The 22,050-nt window shown below is 61.9% G+C and carries 22 protein-coding genes and 1 pseudogene; 12 read left to right on the plus strand and 11 right to left on the minus strand.

Annotated elements, in window-relative coordinates:
• Positions 1–68: 68 nt before the first annotated feature.
• The 3 genes from DOCECA_RS06260 to DOCECA_RS06270 all read left to right on the plus strand — a co-directional run bounded on the left by DOCECA_RS06260 (position 69) and on the right by DOCECA_RS06270 (position 2,846).
• Positions 69–848, plus strand: a complete 780-nt coding sequence (locus DOCECA_RS06260) for an ABC transporter substrate-binding protein (protein ID WP_420764583.1) — start codon at positions 69–71, stop codon at positions 846–848.
• Between the two features lie 104 nt (positions 849–952).
• On the plus strand, positions 953–2,065 hold the full coding sequence (locus DOCECA_RS06265; RefSeq protein ID WP_420764582.1) for a succinylglutamate desuccinylase/aspartoacylase family protein: 1,113 nt from the start codon (positions 953–955) through the stop codon (positions 2,063–2,065).
• A 64-nt stretch (positions 2,066–2,129) separates the two neighbouring features.
• Positions 2,130–2,846 (plus strand): alpha/beta hydrolase, encoded by a 717-nt coding sequence (locus tag DOCECA_RS06270; protein WP_420764581.1) that lies wholly within the window; start codon positions 2,130–2,132, stop codon positions 2,844–2,846.
• A 711-nt stretch (positions 2,847–3,557) separates the two neighbouring features.
• On the opposite strand, the gene DOCECA_RS06275 is transcribed toward DOCECA_RS06270, so the two are convergent.
• Together DOCECA_RS06275 and DOCECA_RS06280 are read right to left on the minus strand one after the other, a co-directional pair.
• Positions 3,558–4,145 carry a hypothetical protein gene (locus tag DOCECA_RS06275; RefSeq protein WP_445571609.1) on the minus strand — a complete coding sequence of 196 codons (588 nt, stop codon included), beginning with the start codon at positions 4,143–4,145 and terminating at the stop codon, positions 3,558–3,560.
• A gap of 74 nt (positions 4,146–4,219) precedes the next feature.
• Positions 4,220–5,155: a LysR family transcriptional regulator gene (locus DOCECA_RS06280; protein WP_420764579.1), complete on the minus strand. Its 936-nt coding sequence runs from the start codon at positions 5,153–5,155 to the stop codon at positions 4,220–4,222.
• A gap of 111 nt (positions 5,156–5,266) precedes the next feature.
• Here DOCECA_RS06280 and DOCECA_RS06285 point away from each other — a divergent pair, with 111 nt between their 5' ends.
• Together DOCECA_RS06285 and DOCECA_RS06290 are read left to right on the plus strand one after the other, a co-directional pair.
• Positions 5,267–5,764 (plus strand): DMT family transporter, encoded by a 498-nt coding sequence (locus DOCECA_RS06285; protein WP_420764578.1) that lies wholly within the window; start codon positions 5,267–5,269, stop codon positions 5,762–5,764.
• A 1-nt stretch (position 5,765) separates the two neighbouring features.
• On the plus strand, positions 5,766–6,218 hold the full coding sequence (locus tag DOCECA_RS06290) for a DMT family transporter (protein WP_420764577.1): 453 nt from the start codon (positions 5,766–5,768) through the stop codon (positions 6,216–6,218).
• A gap of 5 nt (positions 6,219–6,223) precedes the next feature.
• On the opposite strand, the gene DOCECA_RS06295 is transcribed toward DOCECA_RS06290, so the two are convergent.
• Positions 6,224–6,502 (minus strand): hypothetical protein, encoded by a 279-nt coding sequence (locus DOCECA_RS06295; RefSeq protein ID WP_420764576.1) that lies wholly within the window; start codon positions 6,500–6,502, stop codon positions 6,224–6,226.
• 152 nt (positions 6,503–6,654) lie between these two features.
• Here DOCECA_RS06295 and selD point away from each other — a divergent pair, with 152 nt between their 5' ends.
• Positions 6,655–7,689, plus strand: coding sequence for a selenide, water dikinase SelD (gene selD / locus DOCECA_RS06300; RefSeq protein WP_420764575.1), 1,035 nt, complete (start codon positions 6,655–6,657; stop codon positions 7,687–7,689).
• The gene (gene mnmH, locus DOCECA_RS06305; RefSeq protein ID WP_445571610.1) at positions 7,689–8,792 is read left to right on the plus strand and encodes a tRNA 2-selenouridine(34) synthase MnmH; all 1,104 of its coding nucleotides are present in this window, start codon (positions 7,689–7,691) and stop codon (positions 8,790–8,792) included. The genes selD and mnmH overlap by 1 nt, the downstream gene beginning before the upstream one ends.
• A 154-nt stretch (positions 8,793–8,946) precedes the next feature.
• Here the strand turns inward: mnmH and DOCECA_RS06310 are convergent, their stop codons facing one another.
• Positions 8,947–9,621, minus strand: a complete 675-nt coding sequence (locus DOCECA_RS06310) for a histidine phosphatase family protein (protein ID WP_434563409.1) — start codon at positions 9,619–9,621, stop codon at positions 8,947–8,949.
• 294 nt (positions 9,622–9,915) lie between these two features.
• Here DOCECA_RS06310 and DOCECA_RS06315 point away from each other — a divergent pair, with 294 nt between their 5' ends.
• The 3 genes from DOCECA_RS06315 to DOCECA_RS06325 all read left to right on the plus strand — a co-directional run bounded on the left by DOCECA_RS06315 (position 9,916) and on the right by DOCECA_RS06325 (position 13,098).
• Positions 9,916–10,614: a glutathione binding-like protein gene (locus tag DOCECA_RS06315; protein ID WP_445571611.1), complete on the plus strand. Its 699-nt coding sequence runs from the start codon at positions 9,916–9,918 to the stop codon at positions 10,612–10,614.
• A 131-nt stretch (positions 10,615–10,745) separates the two neighbouring features.
• Positions 10,746–11,720 carry a porphobilinogen synthase gene (gene hemB, locus DOCECA_RS06320; protein WP_434563413.1) on the plus strand — a complete coding sequence of 325 codons (975 nt, stop codon included), beginning with the start codon at positions 10,746–10,748 and terminating at the stop codon, positions 11,718–11,720.
• Between the two features lie 283 nt (positions 11,721–12,003).
• The gene (locus DOCECA_RS06325; RefSeq protein ID WP_445571612.1) at positions 12,004–13,098 is read left to right on the plus strand and encodes a DUF1615 domain-containing protein; all 1,095 of its coding nucleotides are present in this window, start codon (positions 12,004–12,006) and stop codon (positions 13,096–13,098) included.
• Between the two features lie 158 nt (positions 13,099–13,256).
• Here the strand turns inward: DOCECA_RS06325 and DOCECA_RS06330 are convergent.
• Positions 13,257–13,607, minus strand: a pseudogene (locus tag DOCECA_RS06330) (phage infection protein); the annotation flags it as partial.
• A gap of 193 nt (positions 13,608–13,800) precedes the next feature.
• Between DOCECA_RS06330 and DOCECA_RS06335 the strand changes: the two are divergent.
• A complete protein-coding gene (locus tag DOCECA_RS06335; RefSeq protein ID WP_420764570.1) occupies positions 13,801–14,430 on the plus strand; it encodes a glutathione S-transferase family protein in 630 nt (209 codons plus the stop codon).
• 1 nt (position 14,431) lies between these two features.
• Here DOCECA_RS06335 and DOCECA_RS06340 read toward each other — a convergent pair whose 3' ends face one another.
• The 5 genes from DOCECA_RS06340 to DOCECA_RS06360 all read right to left on the minus strand — a co-directional run bounded on the left by DOCECA_RS06340 (position 14,432) and on the right by DOCECA_RS06360 (position 18,384).
• The gene (locus DOCECA_RS06340; RefSeq protein ID WP_434563419.1) at positions 14,432–14,968 is read right to left on the minus strand and encodes a PqiC family protein; all 537 of its coding nucleotides are present in this window, start codon (positions 14,966–14,968) and stop codon (positions 14,432–14,434) included.
• Between the two features lie 17 nt (positions 14,969–14,985).
• On the minus strand, positions 14,986–16,641 hold the full coding sequence (locus tag DOCECA_RS06345) for a PqiB family protein (protein ID WP_445571613.1): 1,656 nt from the start codon (positions 16,639–16,641) through the stop codon (positions 14,986–14,988).
• Positions 16,622–17,281 (minus strand): paraquat-inducible protein A, encoded by a 660-nt coding sequence (locus DOCECA_RS06350; RefSeq protein WP_445571614.1) that lies wholly within the window; start codon positions 17,279–17,281, stop codon positions 16,622–16,624. The genes DOCECA_RS06345 and DOCECA_RS06350 overlap by 20 nt, the downstream gene beginning before the upstream one ends.
• The gene (locus DOCECA_RS06355) at positions 17,278–17,874 is read right to left on the minus strand and encodes a paraquat-inducible protein A (protein WP_434650619.1); all 597 of its coding nucleotides are present in this window, start codon (positions 17,872–17,874) and stop codon (positions 17,278–17,280) included. The genes DOCECA_RS06350 and DOCECA_RS06355 overlap by 4 nt, the downstream gene beginning before the upstream one ends.
• A gap of 69 nt (positions 17,875–17,943) precedes the next feature.
• Positions 17,944–18,384, minus strand: coding sequence for a CBS domain-containing protein (locus tag DOCECA_RS06360; RefSeq protein WP_030138503.1), 441 nt, complete (start codon positions 18,382–18,384; stop codon positions 17,944–17,946).
• 322 nt (positions 18,385–18,706) lie between these two features.
• Between DOCECA_RS06360 and DOCECA_RS06365 the strand changes: the two genes are divergently transcribed.
• Positions 18,707–21,070, plus strand: coding sequence for a DNA polymerase II (locus DOCECA_RS06365; protein WP_445571615.1), 2,364 nt, complete (start codon positions 18,707–18,709; stop codon positions 21,068–21,070).
• Between the two features lie 147 nt (positions 21,071–21,217).
• Here the strand turns inward: DOCECA_RS06365 and DOCECA_RS06370 are convergent, their stop codons facing one another.
• On the minus strand, positions 21,218–22,039 hold the full coding sequence (locus DOCECA_RS06370) for an aldo/keto reductase (protein WP_445571616.1): 822 nt from the start codon (positions 22,037–22,039) through the stop codon (positions 21,218–21,220).
• Between the last annotated feature and the right edge of the window lie 11 nt (positions 22,040–22,050).

Consider the following 22,050-nt stretch of genomic DNA (forward strand, 5'->3'; position numbering starts at 1 on the left):
CCCAGACCGAACGCTGTTTCCGAATCTGCCAATAACGATCAAAAAAACCTGCGCACTCAGGAGCAAAAATGAAGAAGCTTGTCATGTTCGGTGCCCTGGCACTGTCCGTATTATCCTTCTCAGCCGTGGCCGAAGACGCCAAGCCGATCCGTCTCGGGATCGAGGCCGGGTATCCACCCTTTTCGATGAAAACCCCTGACGGCAAGCTGGCCGGCTTCGATGTGGATATCGGCGACGCGCTGTGCGAGCAGATGAAGGTCAAGTGTGTCTGGGTCGAGCAGGAGTTCGACGGCCTGATCCCGGCGCTGAAGGTCAAGAAAATCGACGCGGTCCTGTCGTCCATGACGATCACGGACGACCGCAAGAAAAACGTCGACTTCACCATCAAGTACTACCACACCCCGGCGCGTTTCGTGATGAAGCAAGGCACCGACGTCAAGGACCCGCTGACCGAGCTCAAGGGCAAGAAAGTCGGTGTACTGCGCGCCAGTACCCATGACCGCTTCGCGACCGAAGTGCTGGTGCCGGCGGGGATCAACCTGGTGCGCTACACCTCTCAGCAGGAGGCCAACCTGGACATGGTTGCCGGTCGCCTCGACGCGATGCTGGCTGACTCGGTCAACCTCGACGAAGGTTTCCTGAAAACCGACGCCGGCAAAGGTTTTGCCTTCGTCGGGCCTACCTATGAAGACGCCAAGTACTTCGGCGGCGGCGCCGGCATTGCGGTGCGCAAGGGTGACAAAGAGCTTGCCGAGAAATTCAACGCTGCCATCGCTGAAATCCGCGCCAATGGCACCTACAAGAAAGTGCAGGACAAATACTTCGCCTTTGACGTCTACGGGCATTAATAGCTGAAGCCCACAGGTGGCCCGCCGCTGACCCGGCCGGCCACCTTTTTCATGGGCGATTGTTTTACCCTGAGCCTGTCGAGAAACTGATATCTGGAGTGCCTATGCAACGCATCGACCATATCCTGCCATGGAGTCACCTGGGCACGGAGCGTTCGCTCAGCGTGTTTCGTTACGGCCACGGGCCGCGCAAGGCGTACATCCAGGCGAGCCTGCATGCCGACGAGTTGCCGGGCATGCGCACGGCATGGGAGCTGAAACAGCGACTGAACGATCTTGAAGCCCGTGGTCTGCTCAAAGGCGTGATCGAGCTCGTGCCGGTGGCCAATCCCATCGGCCTGGATCAGCATCTGCAAAGCGCCCATATGGGGCGTTTCGAGCTGGGCAGCGGCAAGAATTTCAACCGTTCCTTCGTCGAACTCAGCGCCCCGGTGGCGCAACGCATCGGTGACCGTCTCGGGGATGACCCGGCCGCCAACATCACCCTGATTCGCCAGACAATGGTCGAGGTGCTGGAAGATCTGCCGCCGCCACCTTCCCAGCTTGAAGCCCTGCACCGGCTATTGCTTCGCCACGCCTGCGACGCCGATGTCACTCTGGATCTGCACTGTGATTTCGAGGCCGCGATCCACTTGTATGCCTTGCCCCAGCAATGGCCGCAGTGGCGCTCATTGGCCGCGCGGTTGAAGGCCGGGGTGGCGTTGCTGTGTGAAGATTCGGGCGGCAGTTCGTTCGATGAGTCCTGTTCGACACCCTGGTTGCGCCTGGCTAGGATTTTTCCGCAAGCGGCGATTCCGCCGGCCAACCTGGCGACGACGCTCGAACTGGGCAGCATGGGCGACACCCGGGTGGAGCAGGCCCAGGCCAATTGCGAAGCCATCCTGGGATTTCTCGCGGAACAGGGCCTCATCGCCGGTGACTGGCCGGCCGCGCCGCAAGAATGCTGCGAGGGCTTGCCGTTCGAAGGCACGCAATACCTGTTCGCGCCGCACCATGGCGTGGTGAGTTTCTTGCGGGAGGCCGGGGAGTGGGTGGAGCGCGGCGATCCGCTGTTCGAGGTGGTCGATCCGTTGAATGACCGGGTCAGCGTTGTGCCAGCGGGCACCAGCGGCGTACTGTTCGCCCTGGATCGTGGGCGCTACACCCAGCCAGGTATCTGGCAGGCGAAAGTCGCCGGGCGCGAGCCTATTCGGGCGGGGAAATTGATCAACGACTGATAAGTGCTGTCTACCTCACCGCACGGTCGTTGTCGTGCGGCTATCCAATGATGGAGGAAGACTGATGCTCAAAGCGTTCGCCCTGTTTCTGCTGCTGGTATCGGCCGGCGTGCAGGCCCAACCGTCGCTGCAAACGGATTTGCCCCTCAATTACCTGGCCCGCGCCGACGAGCAGGCCCGAAACCGGCCGCTCGTGATTTTCCTGCACGGTTCGGGCAGCAACGAAAAGGATCTGCTCAGGCTCGCCGATGAACTGCCCAGGCACTACAACTACCTCTCGGTGCGCGCGCCCAAGTCCATGGAACCGGGCCACTACCAATGGTTCGCCAAAAAGGGCGAGGGCGCGTATGACGGTGACACTTCAGACTTGAAGGCCAGTGGCCAGATGCTTATGGAATTCATCGAAAAGGCGCGGGCCAAGTACCCGACCGATGCGGGCAACGTCTACCTGGTGGGCTTCAGCCAGGGCGCGATGATGAGCTACGAAATCGCCTTGCGACACCCGGAAGCCGTCGGGGGCATCGCTGCGATGGGTGGGCGAATCCTGCCGGTGCTGCGGGCCGAACTGACGCCCGACGAGGCACGAAGGGCGCTAGCCGTGTTCATCGGCCACGGCACCGCGGATCCGATCATTCCCTTCCATGACGGCACCGACGCCGACACCTTCCTAAAGACCCTGGCCCTGGAGCCGGAATTCCATGCCTATCCGGGCCTTGGCCATGAGATCAATGCGCAGGAAGTGAAGGATCTGCGGGCCTGGCTTGAGCGACTCAATCCCTGATAGGCACATCAGCCCTCAAAAGGAGATTGTGCTGCGCTTGGGTTTTGAGTCATCCACAAATCCAGTGTGGGAGCGAGCCTGCTCGCGATGGCGGTGTTTCAGTTGATGGGGATGCTGAATGTACCGCCGTCATCGCGAGCAGGCTCGCTCCCACAGGGGGGTGTGCTGCGCTTGGGTTTTGAGTCATCCACAAATCCAATGTGGGAGCGAGCTTGCTCGCGATGGCGGTGTTTCAGTTGATGGGGATGCTGAATGTACCGCCGTCATCGCGAGCAAGCTCGCTCCCACAGGGGGTGTGCTGCGCTTGGGTTTTGAGTCATCCACAAATCCAGTGTGGGAGCGAGCCTGCTCGCGATGGCGGTGTCTCAGTTGATGGGATGCTGAATGTACCGCCGTCATCGCGAGCAAGCTCGCTCCCACAGGGGGGGGGCTGCGCTTGGGTTTTGAGTCCTCCACAAATCCAGTGTGGGAGCGAGCCTGCTCGCGATGGCGGTGTCTCAGTTGATGGGATGCTGAATGTACCGCCGTCATCGCGAGCAAGCTCGCTCCCACAGGGGGGGGGCTGCGCTTGGGTTTTGAGTCCTCCACAAATCCAGTGTGGGAGCGAGCCTGCTCGCGATGGCGGTGTTTCAGTTGATGGGGATGCTGAATGTACCGCCGTCATCGCGAGCAGGCTCGCTCCCACGGGTCAGGCATGCTGCGCCAGTGTTCTCACTTCCCGCTGGCGATCTGCTTGACCAGGGCCTCATGGCCGGCCTGGTCGCTGGCCCTGGAAATGATCTGCACCACGGCCATACGGGTGCCGGAGGCGCCGATCAGCGTGGTGTCCAACGTCGGCCCGCCACCCTGCGTGGCCTTGGTGTCGAGCTGACGCAGGCCCAGACCGGTGGTTTTCTGGACCAGGCTTTGTTCGCCAAGAATTTTGGCATCCGGCAGAGCCTTGGTTTTCTGGACGGCAAAATCGGCAAAGGTGCTGTCCAGGAAGGCCGCGTCGTTGTCCTTTACATTCGCCCCGCCGACCAAGGTGTTTTCAGCCGTGATCACCACTGTCTTGCTCGTGGCATTGCTGTACATCATACCGGTCGCCCCGGCTGTCCCCTGGGCCACTTCGCCCGCGGATAACGGCATTGCCGTGTAGCCCTTGGGCAGGGTGAAGCTGAACTTGCCGCCCAGCATCGAAATCTTCTGGACCGGCGCCTGGGCCACGGTCTTGGGCTGGGCCGCCATGGCAGGCCATGCGGCCAGGCTGGCGACCGCCGTCAGCAGCACGGCGGCGGCTCGTTTACTCAGCAATGACATTAAAACGCTCCACGCAGGCTCGATCTAAAGCTGGATCATCCCATGGGCCTGGCCTTGACTCCAGCGCCCGACCGTCAAGGACGATCCCAGTAGGGCACCTCGCCGAAACATTCAAGGAAAAAGTCGATCACCGTACGCACCTTCACCGACAGGCGTCGGCTGCCGGGCCAGAGGATAGCGATTTGCTGGGGTTCGAGGCTGTTGGACGCTTCGTAGTCGCTCAGCACCGGCACCAGCGTTCCGCTGCGCACGGCTTCGCCGATGAGCCACGACGGGAACATCACCAGGCCCAGCCCTTGCACGGCGGCCTGGGTCAGGGTGTCGGCGTGGTTGCCGGTGATCGGGCCCCTGACACTGTATGGCGTCCAGGTTTGACCGGGACGTCGGAAGAACCAGCGCTGCTGGCCCGCCACGCCTTTATAGGCCAGGCACTCATGGGCAGCCAGGTCCTGGGGCTTGCGTGGCGTGCCATGACGGGCGAGGTAGTCGGGGCTTGCGGCAATCTGGAAGCGGTGCGGCGCGACGATCCGCGCCTGCATGCTGGAATCGTGCAGCGGCCCGATGCGAAAGAGCAGGTCGGCACCTTGCTGCAGCGGGTCCACATAATTGTCGGTCTGCTGGATGTCCAGCTGCAGCTTGGGGTAGCGCTCGCACAACTGGCCCAGCCACGGCGTCAGGTGTCGCTGGCCGAACACCACGGGAGCGTTGATCCGTATCAGCCCGGCCGGCTCGCTGTACTGCTCCTGCAAGGCTTGTTCGGCTTCCTCCAGTTGCACCAGCAACAGCCGTGCGTGGTGACCGAGCAGGCGGCCGGCTTCGGTGGGCGAAACGGCGCGCGTGTGGCGATAGAGCAGTTGCTGGTTCAGCGCTTGCTCCATCAATTGGATCTGGCGGGAAATCGAAGAGGGCGCCAACCCCTCACGCCGCGCCACTTCCGAAAAGCTGCCGTGATCGAGCACCGCGACAAACAGTCGGAGTGCCTTGAAACCCAGTTCATCGAGACCTTGCATGGGAAATCCGCTGTGCGTACTGCGCAAAAGTGTTGTTGGAATGCTCACATTTATCGCATAGGAGCGCCAGTTGATAATGCCCGTCGTTTCTTTCCAAGACAGGTACATTCGATGCAACCGACATCACAAGACGCGGCCGCGCCGATAGCGGCGGCGGCGCCACCCCGGCCATTTTTGCGCTGGCTATTGTTGCCCCTGGTCATCCTGGCGGGCATGGGATTGTCGGTGGAGGCCGGTCTGCTGGGACCGTTGGGCATCCAGGTCGGCCATCTATGGGCGACATTGAGCATCTTTGGCGTGGGCGCCGCGCTGTTGTTCCTGCTGCTGTTGCTCAGCGGCCCCCAGCGAGGCCCATCACTGGACACGCTGCCGCGCTGGCAATTGATCGGCGGCTTTCTGGGACCCATCTATGTGGTGGTCCTGACCCTCGCCACCCCTCACATCGGTATTGCGATGACCATGATCGCGATCCTCTCCGGCCAAGTGGGCAAAAGCGTGCTGATCGACCATTTCGGTTGGTTCGGCGCGAGTCGCAAGCGGGTCAATCGCGAGCGTTGGCTGGCGTTGGCGTTGATTGTGGTGGCCCTTGTCCTGATAGCCCGAGGTTGATATGAGCATCATTGTGTTATTGCTGGTGGTCGTTGCCGCCGGCGCGGTACTGAGCGTTCAGGCCGCGATCAACGGACGCCTGGGCGAGACGGTTGGCGTGCTGCGCAGCAGCCTGCTGACCTTTGTGGTGGGCACGGTGGTCACGGGGCTGTTGATCGTGTTTTTCGAGCCGGCCCACGCCATGAGCCTGTTGGAGGTGCCCAAGTGGCAGCTCAGCGGTGCGTTGTTTGGCGTGGTGTACATGATAGTGATGGTCGGCGCGGTGCCACGAGTTGGCACGGCCGTTGCCACCGTGGCGGTCATTGTCGGGCAACTGGGCATGGGCATGCTGATCGATAACTTCGGCTGGCTGGGCAATCCGGCGATCGAACTGTCCAGCAGCCGCTTGCTGGCCATGGCCTGCCTGGCTTTGGCGCTGGTGTTCATGTACCGCAGCAGTACACCGCGCGCCTGAGCGCTTCAGTCCGGTTCGACGTCCAGCTGCAAGCTGTCGTCGGCCAGGCGCTCGGAACGCCGGACGATACCGCTGATGCGTCGGCCTTCGGCGCTGAACACCACGATCTGGGCCTTTGCCAGATCTTCGGGCAGCGGCGGACGTACATGCAAGGCAAACCACGGCGGCTCGCCGTCGTCCAGACGCTTGACGTCGAACTGGCAGTCGACGCTTTTGGTCTCGCGGCCGAACAGCGTGTCGAGACCGTAATCAAGATGAGTCGTCGCGGGTGGGGTTGGGTCCATCGGCTATCTCCTTGGAAGGCTCGGCTATTGTTCAAGTGAGTCCCGCGACGCCGGAAAAATTCCGTCGGATACGCGGCGATTGATCGCGACGGGCGGTGGGCGGCGGACGTTGCTGGTAGAATTGCCGACCTTGACTTACGAGAGGTATGCCCATGAGCGAGCCGATTCGCCTGACCCAGTACAGCCACGGTGCCGGTTGCGGCTGCAAGATTTCGCCCCAGGTGCTGGAAGTGATCCTGGCCGGCAGCGGTGCGCAGAACCTTGACCCCAAGCTTTGGGTCGGCAATGCCTCCCGGGACGATGCAGCGGTGTATGCCATCGACGAGGAGCGCGGGGTGGTCTCGACCACCGATTTCTTCATGCCGATCGTCGACGATCCTTTCGATTTCGGACGCATCGCCGCGACCAATGCCATCAGTGATATCTACGCCATGGGCGGCGATCCGCTGATGGCGATTGCAATCCTCGGCTGGCCCGTCAACGTACTGGCCCCGGAGATTGCCCGGGAGGTCATTCGTGGTGGCCGCTCGGTGTGCGACGAGGCGGGCATTCCCTTGGCGGGCGGCCATTCGATCGATGCGCCGGAGCCAATGTTTGGCCTCGCGGTGACGGGGCTCCTGCACAAGCGCCACATGAAGCGCAACGACACCGCCGTCGCGGGTTGCCGCTTGTACCTGACCAAACCCCTGGGGATCGGCATCCTCACGACCGCGGAAAAGAAAGGCAAGCTGCGCGCCGCCGACGTGGGCCTGGCCCGGGATTGGATGTGCACCCTCAACAAGCCCGGCAGCCGTTTCGGCAAGCTCGACGGCGTGGCCGCAATGACCGATGTCACCGGTTTCGGCTTGCTCGGACACTTGGTGGAGATGGCCGATGGCAGCCAGCTCACCGCACGCATCCGCTACGACGCCGTGCCGCGCTTGCCGGGCGTCGAGTACTACCTGGACCTGGGCTGCGTGCCGGGCGGCACACTGCGCAACTATGACAGCTACGCCAGCAGGGTCGGTCGGGTCCAGGAGTTGCACAAGCGCGTGCTGTGCGACCCGCAGACCAGCGGCGGCTTGCTGGTTGCCGTCACGCCCGAAGGCGAAAGCGAATTCCTGCAGGTTGCCGTCGAGCTGGGCCTTTCGCTGGAGCCGATCGGTGAATTGGTCGAGCGACAGAGCCATGCGGTCGAGGTGTTCTGATGCCCCGCGACATCACCGATTACCGCGATATCTTCCTCAACGACCGTCCGATGATGGACACCCGAGCGCCCGTCGAATTTCTCAAGGGCGCGTTTCCCGGCGTGGTCAACCTGCCCCTGATGACCGACATCGAACGGCAACGCGTTGGCACTTGCTATAAACAACAGGGCCAGCAAGCTGCCATCGTCCTCGGGCATCAATTGGTTAGCGGTGACACCAAGGCCCAGCGCATCCAGGCCTGGTCCGACTTCGCCCGTTTCCATCCCGAAGGAGTGCTTTATTGCTTTCGTGGTGGCTTGCGCTCGCAGATTGTCCAGCAGTGGCTCAAGGAAGAAGCCGGCATCGACTACCCCCGTGTCGGCGGTGGCTACAAGGCCATGCGTACCTTTCTGCTCGAAACCGTCGATCAAGCGGCTGCCCAGTGCGACCTGGTCTTGTTGGGCGGCATGACCGGCACGGGCAAGACCGAAGTGCTGACGCAACTGCCCAACGCACTGGACCTGGAAGGCTACGCGAATCATCGCGGTTCCAGCTTTGGCAAGCGCGCCACCGGGCAGCCGTCCAACATCGATTTCGAAAACCTGCTGGCGGTGGATGTGCTGAAGAAGCGCGCCGCCGGGCTCGAGCAATTCGTGGTGGAAGACGAAAGTCGCATGGTGGGCAGCTGCGCCGTGCCGCTGCCGTTGTACCAGCGTATGCAGCAGGTGCCGATGGTCTGGCTAGAAGACAGCCTGGAGCGACGGGTCGAGCGCATCCTGAGTGATTATGTGATCAACCTCTGCGCCGAATTCATCGACGTGCATGGCGACGAAGGCTTCTCGCTGTTTTCCGAACGGCTATTGGCGAGCCTCGACAACATCCATAGGCGGCTGGGGGGCGACCGTCATCGCCGGTTGATGGACATCATGGAGGCGGCCCTGGCCGAGCAGGCCAGTACGGGAGCCGTCGATTTGCATCGCGGCTGGATCGAAGGATTGCTGCGCGAATATTACGACCCGATGTACGTATTCCAGCGAGAAAAGAAGGGCGGGCGCATCGAGTTCGCCGGGGAGCAGGCGGCGGTATTGCAATACCTGCGTGAGCGCGCGGCTCGGGGCGGGTAGGGCGCCATCTGGCATTCAACACACCGTGCCCCTGTGGGAGCGAGCCTGCTCGCGAAGAGGCCGTTTAATGCACCACATCAGTGACTGAGAAACCGCTTTCGCGAGCAGGCTCGCTCCCACATCGGATGTCCAGTCAATAGAAGTGGCCTGCCGTTTACGTCGGGCACGTCTCCTGCCCGTTATCCAGCCCTTGCTTGTAATTCTGGCTGGTGAGGCTGGCCTTGCCGTTGTGCCAGGTCAGGGTCAGTACATACAGCGAATCGAAATCGCTCGACGCCCAATCGTCGGTAATCTCTTGCCGTTTGCCCACCGCTTCACCAGCGACCTTATTGATCAGCTCCGGCAGGTAACCATGGGACCAGGCGGTGTAGATGGTGGAGTTGTGGTATTTGTCGTCCAGCAGTTCGTTTGCCAGGTCGCTGGTGTCGTTGGCTGAGTATTCGATATTGACCGGCAAGCCCAGCTTGATGGCACTGGGGCTGATGGTCATCAATGGGCGGATGTAACTATAGGAATTGTCCAACTCACCCTCTTCGACGTTTCGGGTAGGGTTGGCGGCGAATACATAGTCAGCTTTGCCGAATTTTTCCGGCAGCAGGGTAGCCAGGTCGATGGCGCGGTTGAGGCCTTGGCAGTTGAGCTGGCCGAGGCCTCCGGCGGGTTTCTCGGCGTGGCGCAAGAACACCAGGGTCTGGACACCGTCGGCTGGCTGCGCGCGGCTGACGCTGGATTCCAGCGACAGCACCAGTCCACAGGCCACAAGCAGCGTCGGCAGCACCAGCCACGAACGGCGTTTGAGGTAACGGGTGAATCTCTGTGGGTTCATCATGGGATAGACGTCTTCGATGCTCTCGATTCAGGCTGACAAACCCCGGCACCGCGAGGCCCTGGGCCCGGGTGTTTTCCTTGTCGTAAAGCCGCTTCGATTTCTCGGGGCCTCTCTCTGAGTCCCTTCTCGCCCTTTGGTTCGATCCTGGCCGATGCGCTGTTTTTAGCGGCATGCCGTCAGGAGATGAAGCGAATGTTAGCGACAGGATGTTGCGGATTTAAGAATGGGCGACGGCCCAAAGCTGGATCAGCTGATTTATGCTTCAGCTTTCTGGCTGACTCTGGAACCCATTTCATGCCCAACCTGACCCCTTTTCCCATCACCCAAAAATGGCCCGCCCAGTACCCGGAGTGGATCCAGCTCTACTCCCTGCCGACCCCCAACGGCGTAAAAGTCTCGATCATGCTCGAAGAGATTAGCCTGCCGTACGAGCCCCATAAAGTCGATTTCGGCAGTAATGACCAATTGTCGCCCGAGTTTCTGTCGCTGAACCCCAACAACAAGATTCCAGCCATTCTCGATCCCCACGGGCCCGGGGACCAACCGCTGGCGTTGTTCGAATCGGGGGCGATCCTGATCTACCTGGCGGACAAGAGCGGCCAATTGCTCGCACAGGAATCGGCGGCGCGCTACGAGACGATCCAGTGGCTGATGTTCCAGATGGGCGGGATCGGGCCGATGTTCGGGCAACTGGGATTCTTCAACAAGTTCGCCGGCAAGGACTACGAGGACAAGCGACCGCGCGACCGTTATGTCGAGGAGAGCAGGCGCCTGCTCAAGGTGCTCGATGGCCGTTTGCAGGGGCGGGACTGGATCATGGGCGAGCGCTACACCATTGCCGACATCGCGACGTTTCCGTGGGTGCGCAATCTGCTGGGATTCTACGAGGCGGGTGACCTGGTGGGCATCCAGAACTTCCCCAACGTGACTCGGGTGTTGGAGCGTTTCCTGGCGCGGCCGGCGGTGACTCGCGGGTTGAAGATCCCGGAATGATTGGCACCAGGGCTCGTTGACTGAGGGATTATTGCCCGGTCGGTAACACTCTGTTTTCCGAGCGCCGTTTGTGCCCTGGCTGGCCAGGGCATAAGCTTTGCCTCGTGATTCAAACCTGACCCCGGAGTCCCATGTCCAGCCAGTTCCCCGAAGCACGTCCACGCCGTCTGCGCCGCAACGCGAGCTTGCGCAGCCTGTTCCAGGAAACCGAGTTCACATTGAACGATCTGGTGCTGCCAATCTTCGTCGAGGAAGAGATCGACGATTTTGTGCCGATCAAGAGCATGCCGGGTGTGAGGCGTATCCCCGAATCGAAACTGGCCGGCGAAATCGAGCGCTATGCCCGCGCGGGTATCAAGTCGGTGATGACCTTTGGCGTGTCTCATCACCTGGACAACGATGGCAGCGACACGTGGAGCGAGCGTGGCCTGGTATCGCGCATGGCCGGGATCTGCAAGGACGCCGTGCCGGAAATGGTGGTGATGTCCGACACTTGTTTCTGTGAATACACCGATCATGGCCATTGCGGCGTGCTGCATGGCGATGAAGTGGATAACGACCGCACCTTGGTCAACCTGGGCAAGCAAGCCGTGGCGGCGGCGCGCGCCGGTGCCGATGTCATTGCGCCGTCGGCGGCCATGGACGGGCAAGTCCAGGCTATTCGCAAGGCTTTGGACAACGCGGGCTTCAGCCAGACCGCCATCATGGCCTACTCCACCAAGTTCGCCTCGGCGCTCTACGGGCCGTTTCGCGAGGCTGGCGGCAGTGCCTTGAAGGGCGACCGCAAGAGCTATCAGATGAACCCGATGAACCGTCGCGAAGCCTTGCGCGAGTCGTTGCTGGACGAGCAGGAGGGCGCCGATGCGTTGATGGTCAAGCCGGCAGGGGCCTACCTCGATATCATCCGCGACATTCGCCAGGCGTCGAACTTGCCCTTGTCGGCTTACCAGGTCAGCGGTGAATACGCGATGATCAAGTTTGCCGCCCAGGCCGGTGCCATCGACGAGGCCCGCGTGGTACGTGAAAGCCTGGGCGCGATCAAGCGGGCCGGGGCAGACCTGATCTTCACCTACTTCGCCCTGGACCTGGCCTTGAGCGGAATCTAACCCAGCACCGTACTAGAAAGATGATGGACCTGTGTCGAGGGACTTTGCTCCCGCTCGGCTGCGAAGCAGTCGTAAACCGTCGGACTCGGTGTTTCTGTTGCTGCGCATTGGGCGGGTTTTGGGGCCGCTTCACGGCCCAGCGGGAGCAAGCTCCCTCGCCAGGGGTTTGCAGGTGGCCTTGAGTGAACGGCGTTGCCTTGTAGGAGCAAGCTTGCTCTCTATTGGATTTCTACCGGCTTTTGGTCGTATGGTTGTTCCCGAACAATGGATCTGATGGAGCACCATGCATTTCACTCGATTGACGATCAGCCTCGCCGCTTCGCTGGCCCTGGCCGGTTGCGGCACTCGCCAGGCCCAGGAGCCTGAACGCCAGCCTGCCGAAGTCAAGGCGCAGATCGTTCGTTTGTTGCCGGCCAAGACCGCTGATCGGGCAGGCTGGGCAACGGATATCTACGTAGCCTTTTCGGCGCAGCAGATCCCGCCCACGACGCAGAACATCTGTTCGGTGCTGGCGGTGACCGAACAGGAATCCACGTTCCAGGCCGATCCGGCCGTGCCCGGGCTGGGCAAGATCGCCCGGCAGGAGATCGACCGTCGCGCGGCCAAGGTGCACATTCCGGGGTTCCTGGTCAGCGGCGCGCTCCAGGTGCGTTCGCCGAACGGTAAAAGCTACAGCGACCGTCTGGACGCGGCGCGAAGCGAGAAAGAACTCAGCGCGATTTTCGATGACTTCATCAGCATGGTGCCGTTGGGCAAGACGTTGTTCGACGGCTTCAATCCCGTGCACACGGGTGGCCCGATGCAGGTCAGCATCGCATTTGCCCAGGCCAATGCCCGGGATTATCCGTACACGGTGGATGGCTCCATTCGGCGGGAAGTGTTCAGTCGTCGTGGCGGCATGTATTTCGGCATCGCCCATTTGTTGGGCTATCAGGTGAGCTACACAGAGCCGCTGTACCGGTTCGCCGATTTCAATGCCGGGTGGTATGCCAGTCGCAACGCGGCGTTTCAACATGCGGTGAGTCGCGCTTCGGGTATTTCTTTGGCCCTGGACGGCGATTTGATCTTGCATGGCTCGATCATGCCGGGCAGCACGGAATTGGCGGTGCGCACCTTGGGCAAGTCCCTGGGGATGCGCAACCCGACCATCCGCGATCAGTTGGAGCTGGGCGACAGCCTCGCCTTCGAAGACAGCAAACTCTACAAGCGTGTGTTCGAACTGGCTGAGAAGGCCGAGGGCAAGCCGCTGCCTCGGGCACTGTTGCCGGGCATTGTGCTCAAGAGTCCGAAAATCACACGCAAACTGACCACCGCATGGTTTGCCAAGCGCGTGGACGAACGTTATCAGCGCTGCATGGCTCGGGCTTCGGGGCGCTAAAACTTCTGGCCATGAAAAAGCCCGGCGGTTGAGGCCGGGCTTTCAGGGGGATGACTTGCAAGCGGGTTGGACCGTCATGGCAAGGGGCTGTCCTCGCCATGACTCGTATTGAACGTCGTTTGGAACCGGGTCAGGCATTGCGTGAAAACCACTCATGCACGGTTCTGAGCCAGACGATCGGAGCCACCTTCGGCGACGCGACGTTCCAGCAGACGATCGGAGCCACCTTCGGCGACGCGGCGTTCCAGCAGACGATCGGAGCCACCTTCGGCGACGCGGCGTTCCAGCAGACGATCGGAGCCACCTTCGGCGACGCGGCGTTCCAGCAAGCGGTCGGAGCCACCTTCGGCGACGCGGCGTTCCAGCAGGCGGTCGGAACCACCTTCGGCGACGCGGCTTTCGATCAGGCGGTCGGAGCCACCTTCGGCAACGACGGGTTGGGAAGTGGCGGCGAATGCGTTGGCGGCCAGTACCGAGAAAGCGAAGCTGAGGATGATTTGGCGTTTCATGATGGTGTGCTCCGGGGTGTGTTGTTTGTGTGGGGCTATTGTTGCGCCGGGCAGGGAGCATGAGAACTTCATTGACGTGATGGTGAACATCGACGGCGGTGATAGCTCGTTGCAGGTGTGTCAGTCAGATTGATGGAACACTCACGAACCAGGAAGCTCTACCGGCATAATCCCTTTTGCAGGAGGCAGGTGCATGTACCAGTTATTCGGTCACAGCCAGTCCGGCTCGGCAGCTGTCGAGGTCGCCTTGAACCTATGCGGGGTGCCTTATCGACGCGTCGATACCTATTCGACCGAGGACAACGAGGCCGCGAAAGAACTCGAGGCGTTGAATCCTCAGAAGCAGGTCCCGACCCTGCAACTGCCGGACGGCTCGGTGTTGACCGAGGCGGCGGCGATCCTGATTCACTTGGGGTTGTCTTTCCGAGAATCAAAACTGTTGCCGGAGGATCCGGCCCAACGCGCCCAGGTCATACGTGGCCTGGTCTATATCGCCGCCAATTGCTACACGCCCATTGGCATTATCGATTTCCCCCAGCGCTGGCTGCCTGATGCGGACGAAGTCACCCAGGAACGTCTGGTGTCGGGCACGAAACAGCGCCTGTATCGCAACTGGGCGCTGTTTGCCGACCAGTTTGCAGCGTCACCCTTTCTCGGCGGCGCAGAGCCCGGCGCGCTGGATATCCTGGCGGCGGTGATCACGAAATGGGTCGAAACTCGGGAAGCGATGCTCAATGCCCGCCCTGAGTTCCATGCCTTGCTGGCGCGCATCGACCACCACCCGCGAGTCGCTCCAGTGCTTTCACTGCATTGGCCCGATTGAATCAGGGGCAGGCGTTGCGCGATGCCGCTTGCCCCACGAGGTCGACCAACTGCCGGACGTTGTTTTGATGCCCCTTCACCAAGTCGTCGATATTGCCCGTGGCCGGCGTTTGCAGGCTGCTGCGACAGGTGAGGGCGTGGGCGTCGCTGCCCAGCGTGCGCAGTCGCCATTGCACGTCCATGCGCGCATACCGACCGGGAATCGAGTCGAAGCGCTGCACGTCGACCCGCAGCAACCGCTTTGGCGCACCGGGGTTGCTCAATTGCTCGTCAAGGCTGCTGCGTAGTTCGTCCGCCAGGCTTGAGCCCCACCATTCGGTTTCGAGGATGGCCAACCCGCTGTCGCCCTGGCGAATCACCATCTGGGTGCGATCCACTTGCGGTGGAACGCTGAGTTGCTCGATCTGGATATCCACGCCCGCATGCACCTGGCCCGCCGGTTGGACCGGGCTCAGGGTGTGATAGTGGATAGGGTCGCTGCGGCAGGCGCCGAGGAGCAGCGCCAGGGCAATCAACGAACATCTCAGCGTCAGCGGCATCGAGCGTGCTCCTGTCATCATTCTTTCACCGGAAAAGTCAGGTTTTGCGCCGGGGCGTCCTTCGGACGGCCGCGAAGCAGCGATTCAGGATGTCGGCTCAGGTAGTCCGACAGCTCGCGCAGCGAACGGGACATGCGGCCCAGGTCATCCAGGGTCTGGGTCAGCTGTTCACGCTGTGGCGAGTCTTCCGCCAACGTAGAATTCGCCGATTGCAGGGTCTTGCTCACGTCCTGCAAGGTGCTTTGCACGCCCGGCAGGGTCTTGTTGTTGAATTGCGAGAGTCCTTTGCGCAGCTCCACCAGATTGCCGTCCAGATTGCTGGCGATGCTCTCCAGCGGCAGCTTGTTGATGCGCCCCACCACCGTTTGCAGCTGTTCCTGCAATTGCTGCAGGCTGCCCGGGATCGTCGGGATCCGCAGGGGGCGGGCGGCGAGGTCGAAGGCGACCTTTTCCGCTTTGGGGTAGAAATCCAGGGAGATATACAACTGCCCGGTCAGCAGGTTGCCGCTGCGAGCCTGGGCGCGCAGGCCCCGTTCGACGAAACTGCCCACCAGCCGGGCAGCGGCGGCTTCGTCTTCCGGATCGTAATCCAGCGATTTGAGCAGTTTTTCGTGGGCCTTTCCCAGCAGCTGGGGGTAGATCACGATGCCGACATTGATAGGGAACGTGCGCTGCTTTTCGTCGAAATCCAGGTTCATGGCGACGACACGGCCGATCTCGATGCCTAGAAACTCCACCGGGGCCCCAACGCGCAAGCCGCGCAAGGCCTGGTCGAAGCGTAAAGCGAGGAATTGCGCCTTGCCACTGGGCGGGGCGAGGGCGCTCTGTTGGTCGGCGAACAGCTCGAAATTCTTGTCTTCGGGCGCGGGCGTGTCGTTGGGGCTGTACTCCGGGGCCCTGAAGGCGATGCCGCCGACCAGCAGGGCGGAGAGGGATTCGGTCTTGACCGCGAAACCGTTGGCGCCGACGTTCACATCGACACCGCTGACGTTCCAGAAGCGGGTGTTCTCGGTGACGTAGGCATCGTTAGGCGCATTGATGAACACTTCGATATTGACCCCCTTGCCTTCGGCGTCCAGGGCATAGGACACCACTTGGCCCACCGGGATCTTGCGCAGGTACACCGGCGAGCCGATGTCCAGCGAACCGAGGTCCTGGGAGTGCAGGGTAAAGCGCTTGCCCGGCTCTCCGTAAGTGATGGGGGGCGGGGCCTCCAGGCCGGTGAAGGACTTGGCGCGCACGGTGGAGTGGCCGGCGTCGGCACCGATGAAATCCCCGGACAGCAAGGTATCGATCCCGGAGATACCGCCGGCGCCGATACGCGGCCGGACCACCCAGAACACCGAGTCTTCATGGGTGAACGTGTCCGCGGTCTTGGCGAGCTTGACGGTGGCGGTCACATTCTTCTGGTCGGCGCTCAGTTGCACGTCGGTGACCTGGCCGATGACCACGTTGCGGTATTTGACCGGGGTCTTGTTCGCGGTGAGGCCCTCGCCCGTCTTGAAGGTAATGGTGATGGTCGGGCCTTCCTGCAGCCAGTTATGGACCACCAGGGACACCCCCACCAGCACGGCGATGATGGGCACGATCCATACCAGCGACACCGTCCAGCGACGGCTGGTGACATGGGCCCGGCCCGGTGCGGGCTGTCCATCAGTGGCTTGCGACTTCATCCATGACCTCCTCGGATGGTTGGGTATCCCAGATCAGCCGTGGATCGAAACTCATGGCCGACAGCATGGTAAACAGCACCACGAGACCGAAGAACAGTATTCCCGGTCGCGGTTCGATGTCGCTCAGGGCCTGGAATTTCACCAGCGCCGCCACCAACGCTACGACCAGCACATCGAGCATCGACCAGTAGCCGATGACCTCCACCAGCCGGTAAAGCTTCGCTCGCTGGACCTGGGCCCAGGTGCTGCGCCGCTGCACGGTCATCAGCAGCAGCGTCAGCACGACGAACTTGATGCCCGGTACGGCGATGCTGGCGATGAAGATGATCAGGGCGATGTCCCAGGCGCCACTGTTCCAGAACTCGAGAACGCCGCTGATGATCGTGCTGTCCGCGCCATCGCCGAGCATTTGGGTGTTCATGACCGGCAGCAGGTTCGCCGGGATATAGAACACCAGCGCCGCCAGCATGTAGGCCCAGGTGCGGGTCAGGGTATCGGGTTTGCGCCGGTGCAGGGCGGCATCGCAGCGCGGACACGTCTCGGGCTCGTTGCTCATGTCGCACGCCAGGCCGCAGCTGTGGCACAGGCACAGGTTCAGGTCGCCGGCCCGGGGCGGGTTGCCTGGCAATGGCCCGTTCACAGGGTGTCCCAAAGGTCGCGGACATCGCGGCCGGCAATACGGATCATCAAGAGGCTCAAGGCCGCCAGGGCGAACAGGCCGATGCCGGGCAGTACATCCAGCAGGCCGGCAAGCTTGATCACCGCGACCAACGCACCCAGCAGGCACACCTCCAGCATGCTCCACGGCCGCAGGGTTTCCAGGCTGCGCATGCACAGGCTGAAAGCCGGTGCCCGCCGCTTGGAATAGGCGTAGCCCAGCACCCAGAGCAGGAGCGCCAATTGGAAGGCCGGGGCGATGATGATCGCGACGGCGGCGACCAGGGCGATGAAGGTAATAGGGCCCTGGCTCAGGGCAACGACGGAGTCCCACAGCGTCGCGCTGTTGCTCAAGCCCTGGAGGCGGATGCTCATCACCGGATAAACGTTGGCGAAGACCCAAACCACCGCCGCAGTGATGGTCAAGGCCAAGCGCTGTTCGATGGTCAAGCCGTTGTAGCGCTGGATCACGGCGTGACATTGCACGCACGCAGCTTTTTGATGCGGGGCGAGCTCAACCGGCTCGTACACCGCATCGCAATGTTCACAGATGATCAGTCGTTCGGTAACGGCCATGGGGATGCTCGGCGGGGCAACTCCTTCAATATAGAAGTGAGTCGCAAATGAGCAACCCGCCCGAGCCGATCATTCGCCGCGAATGTATTGCTCCAGTTGTCGGATCAGGTCTGCTTGTTCGGCAATGGCCTCTTTCACCAGGTCGCCAATGGACAACAGGCCGACGAGCTTGCCGTCCTCCACGACGGGCAAATGCCGCAAGTGCTTTTCAGTCATGATGCTCAGGCACGTCTCGACGTTCTGATGGGGATCGATGGTGATCACGGGCGAAACCATGATGTCGCTGACTTTCGTGCCCACCGATGAGCGCCCGTGCAAGACCATTTTGCGCGCATAGTCACGCTCACTGATGATGCCCAGCACCTCATCGTTCTTCACCACCAGCAAGGCACCGACGTTTTTCTCGGCCATGCGCATCAGGGCCTGCAAAACCATGTCGTCCGGTGAAATGGTGTGCACTTGCTGGTTCTTCTCGTCTTTTATCCGGAGCAACTGCGCGACGGTTTTCATGGGGAGGCCTCGGGTGTCGTTTTTTTGCGGGTGGTAAAAGAATCGTAGACCCAACGGCGAAGGGCAAGCGATAAAGCGGCAGTCAGTCGTCCAAAAGCGTCATGGCGGGTGAATTCACTCCTATCTAAAGTCATCCGCCGTTGTGGCGAGGGGATTTAGCGAAGCGTCGCGCCGCCCCGCTGGGCTGCGCAGCAGTCCCAAAAATGTCGACACGACATTCATCTGATGCAAGTTGCTTGAGGGGCTGCTGCGCACCCCAGCGGGGATAAATCCCCTCGCCACAGGTAGAATCAGCGCACATGCAAGTTTTGAGGTTTCAGCGGTGGATCTACAGCAGGGCTTCGTCCTGACCCGGCATTGGCGCGATACCCCGGCGGGCTCCGAAGTCGAGTTCTGGCTGGCGACCGATGCCGGCCCCCGGCGCGTGCGCCTGCCGGTGCAGCCTTCGGTGGCGTTCGTGCCGCAAGTGCAGCGCGGCCAGGCCGAAGCGCTGTTGCAAGGGGAGAAGGACATCGAGCTGCGTCCCCTGGACCTGCTGGATTTCGAGCATCGCCCGGTGCTGGGCCTGTATTGTCGACAGCATGGACAACTGATGCGCCTGGACACCACGCTGCGGCGCGCCGGCGTGGACGTGTTCGAAGCTGATATCCGGCCACCGGAGCGCTACCTGATGGAGCGCTTCATCACCGCCCCGGTGTGGTTCGGTGGCACGCCATCGGCCGACGGCGTGCTGCTTGACGCCCAGATGAAACCGGCTCCCGAGTACCGCCCACCGCTGCGGCTGGTGTCCCTGGACATCGAAACCACCGCCCAGGGCGATTTGTACTCCATCGCCCTGGAAGGCTGCGGCGAGCGACAGGTCTATATGCTCGGTCCACCGAACGGCGATGATCGCGACGTTGATTTCCAACTCGAATATTGCGAATCCCGAACGCTGCTGCTCAAGAAGCTCAATGAGTGGTTTGCCCGCTTCGACCCCGACGCGATCATCGGCTGGAACCTGGTGCAGTTCGATTTGCGCGTGTTGCATGAGCATGCTCGTCGGTTGGCCGTGCCGCTGCGCCTGGGGCGTGGCGGCGAGGAAATGCAGTGGCACGAGCATGGCGCGCGCAACAATCATTTCTTCGCCTCGGCGGCGGGCCGGTTGATCATCGACGGGATCGAGTCCTTGCGTTCGGCGACCTGGAGTTTCCCGTCGTTCAGCCTGGAGAACGTCGCGCAGACCCTGCTGGGCGAAGGCAAGTCCATCGACAACCCGTACCAGCGCATGGACGAGATCAACCGCATGTTCGCCGAGGACAAGCCGGCCCTGGCCCGCTACAACCTCAAGGACTGCGAGCTGGTGACGCGGATTTTCGCCAAGACCGATCTGCTCGAGTTCCTGCTGGAGCGCGCCAGCGTCACCGGCCTGCCGGCCGATCGCAGCGGTGGTTCGGTGGCGGCGTTCACGCACCTTTACATGCCGCTGATGCACCGCCAGGGCTTCGTTGCGCCGAACCTCGGCCAGCGTCCGCCCGAGGCCAGCCCTGGCGGGTTCGTCATGGATTCCCAGCCGGGGCTCTACGAATCGGTGCTGGTGCTCGACTACAAGAGCCTGTACCCGTCGATCATCCGCACCTTTCTGATAGACCCGGTGGGCCTGATCGAGGGGCTGCGCCATCCGGGCGAGCACGAGTCTGTCCCAGGCTTTCGCGGGGCGCGGTTCTCCCGTACCCGACACTGCCTGCCGTCCATCGTGGCGCGGGTCGCTGAAGGCAGGGAGACCGCCAAGCGCGAACATAACGCGCCCTTGTCCCAGGCGCTGAAAATCATCATGAACGCGTTTTATGGAGTGCTCGGCTCCAGTGGCTGTCGCTTCTTCGACCCGCGCCTGGCGTCGTCCATCACCCTGCGCGGTCATCAGATCATGCAACGCACCCGGCAGTTGATCGAAGCCCGGGGGCATGTGGTGATCTATGGGGACACTGATTCAACCTTCGTCTGGCTGCGCCGGCCCCATGGCCAGGAAGAAGCCGCGGCGATTGGCCGGGAACTGGTGGCTTACGTCAACGGGTGGTGGCGCGAGCACGTGCGTGACGAGTTCGGCCTGGAGAGCGCGCTGGAGCTGCAATTCGAAACCCATTTCAAGCGTTTCCTCATGCCGACCATCCGCGGCGCGGAGGAGGGCAGCAAGAAGCGCTACGCCGGCTTGGTGACCCGCGCCGACGGCAGCGATGAAATCATCTACAAGGGCCTGGAAACCGTGCGCACCGATTGGTCGCCCCTGGCCCGGCAGTTCCAGCAGGAGCTGTACGGACGGATCTTCCATCGCCAGCCTTATCAGGATTATGTACGCGATTACGTGCGCCAGACGCTGGCCGGTACATTCGATGAGCGTCTGGTCTACCGCAAGCGCCTGCGCCGCCCCCTGGATGAGTACGAACGCAACGTGCCGCCCCACGTACGGGCCGCGCGGCTCGCCGACGAGTTCAACGAGCGCCAGGGTCGGCCTCGGCAGTATCAGAACGGCGGCTGGATCAGCTACGTGATCACCGTCGCCGGCCCCGAGCCTATGGAAACCCGCAGCGCGCCGATAGATTACGACCATTACGTGACCAAGCAGCTCCAGCCGGTGGCGGACGCGATTCTGCCGTTTGTGGGGGATGATTTTTCGACTTTGGTCGGGGGGCAGATGGGGTTGTTCTGATGCCGCGCAGTGATGGGTTGGAGGGCAATGCTCTTGTGGCGAGGGAGCTTGCTCGCGCTCGGTTGCGCAGCAGCCGCCTAAAGCGAGGGCCGCTTCGCACCCCAGCGGGAGCAAGCTCCCTCGCCACAGAACCTTCGATTCCCCAAGCTAAACCATCGCCAACCGCTGCTTGCCCTGGGGCTTGGGAAACACCAGGTCCAGCGCCGCCAGATCCTGGGGCTCAAGTTGCAGATTCGCCGCTTCGGCATTCAGGCGCACATGTTCAGGCTGCACGGCCTTGGGAATGGCGATCACATTGTCCTGGCGCAACAGCCAGGCCAGGGCAATCTGCGCCGGTGTCGCGCGGTGGCGTTCGGCGATTTGTTGCATGGTGTGATCCCTGAGCAGCTGCCCACCCTGGCCGACCGGGCAGTAGGCCATGATCGACATGCGCCGTTGCTGGCTCCAGGGCAGCAGGTCGTATTCGATGCCGCGCTCCTGCAGGTTGTACAGCACCTGGTTGGTGGCGCAGTCGGGCGCGTTCAGTTCTTCCATGTCGTCGACGTCGAAATTCGACACGCCCCAGCGCCCGATCTTGCCTTCTTCGCGAAGTCGTTCAAACGCTTCGACGGTTTCTTCCAGCGGGTATTGGCCACGCCAGTGCAGCAGATAAAGGTCGATGTAATCGGTGTCGAGCCGCCGCAGGCTGCGCTCGCAGGCCAGCGGAATGCCTTTGCGGCTGGCGTTGTGGGGGTAGACCTTGCTCACCAGGAATACTTGGTCACGCAGCCCGGTGATCGCTTCGCCAACGACTTTTTCGGCGCCGCCCTCGGCATACATTTCGGCGGTGTCGATCAGGGTCATGCCCATTTCAATGCCCAGGCGCAGGGCAGCCACTTCTTTTTTGTGATGGGACGGTTCTTCACCCAGGCGCCAAGTGCCCTGGCCGATTACCGGCACGGACACGCCGGCCAACTCCAGAGTTCTCATTCACATCTCCT

The sequence above is a fragment of the Pseudomonas sp. E102 genome (assembly GCF_052660185.1).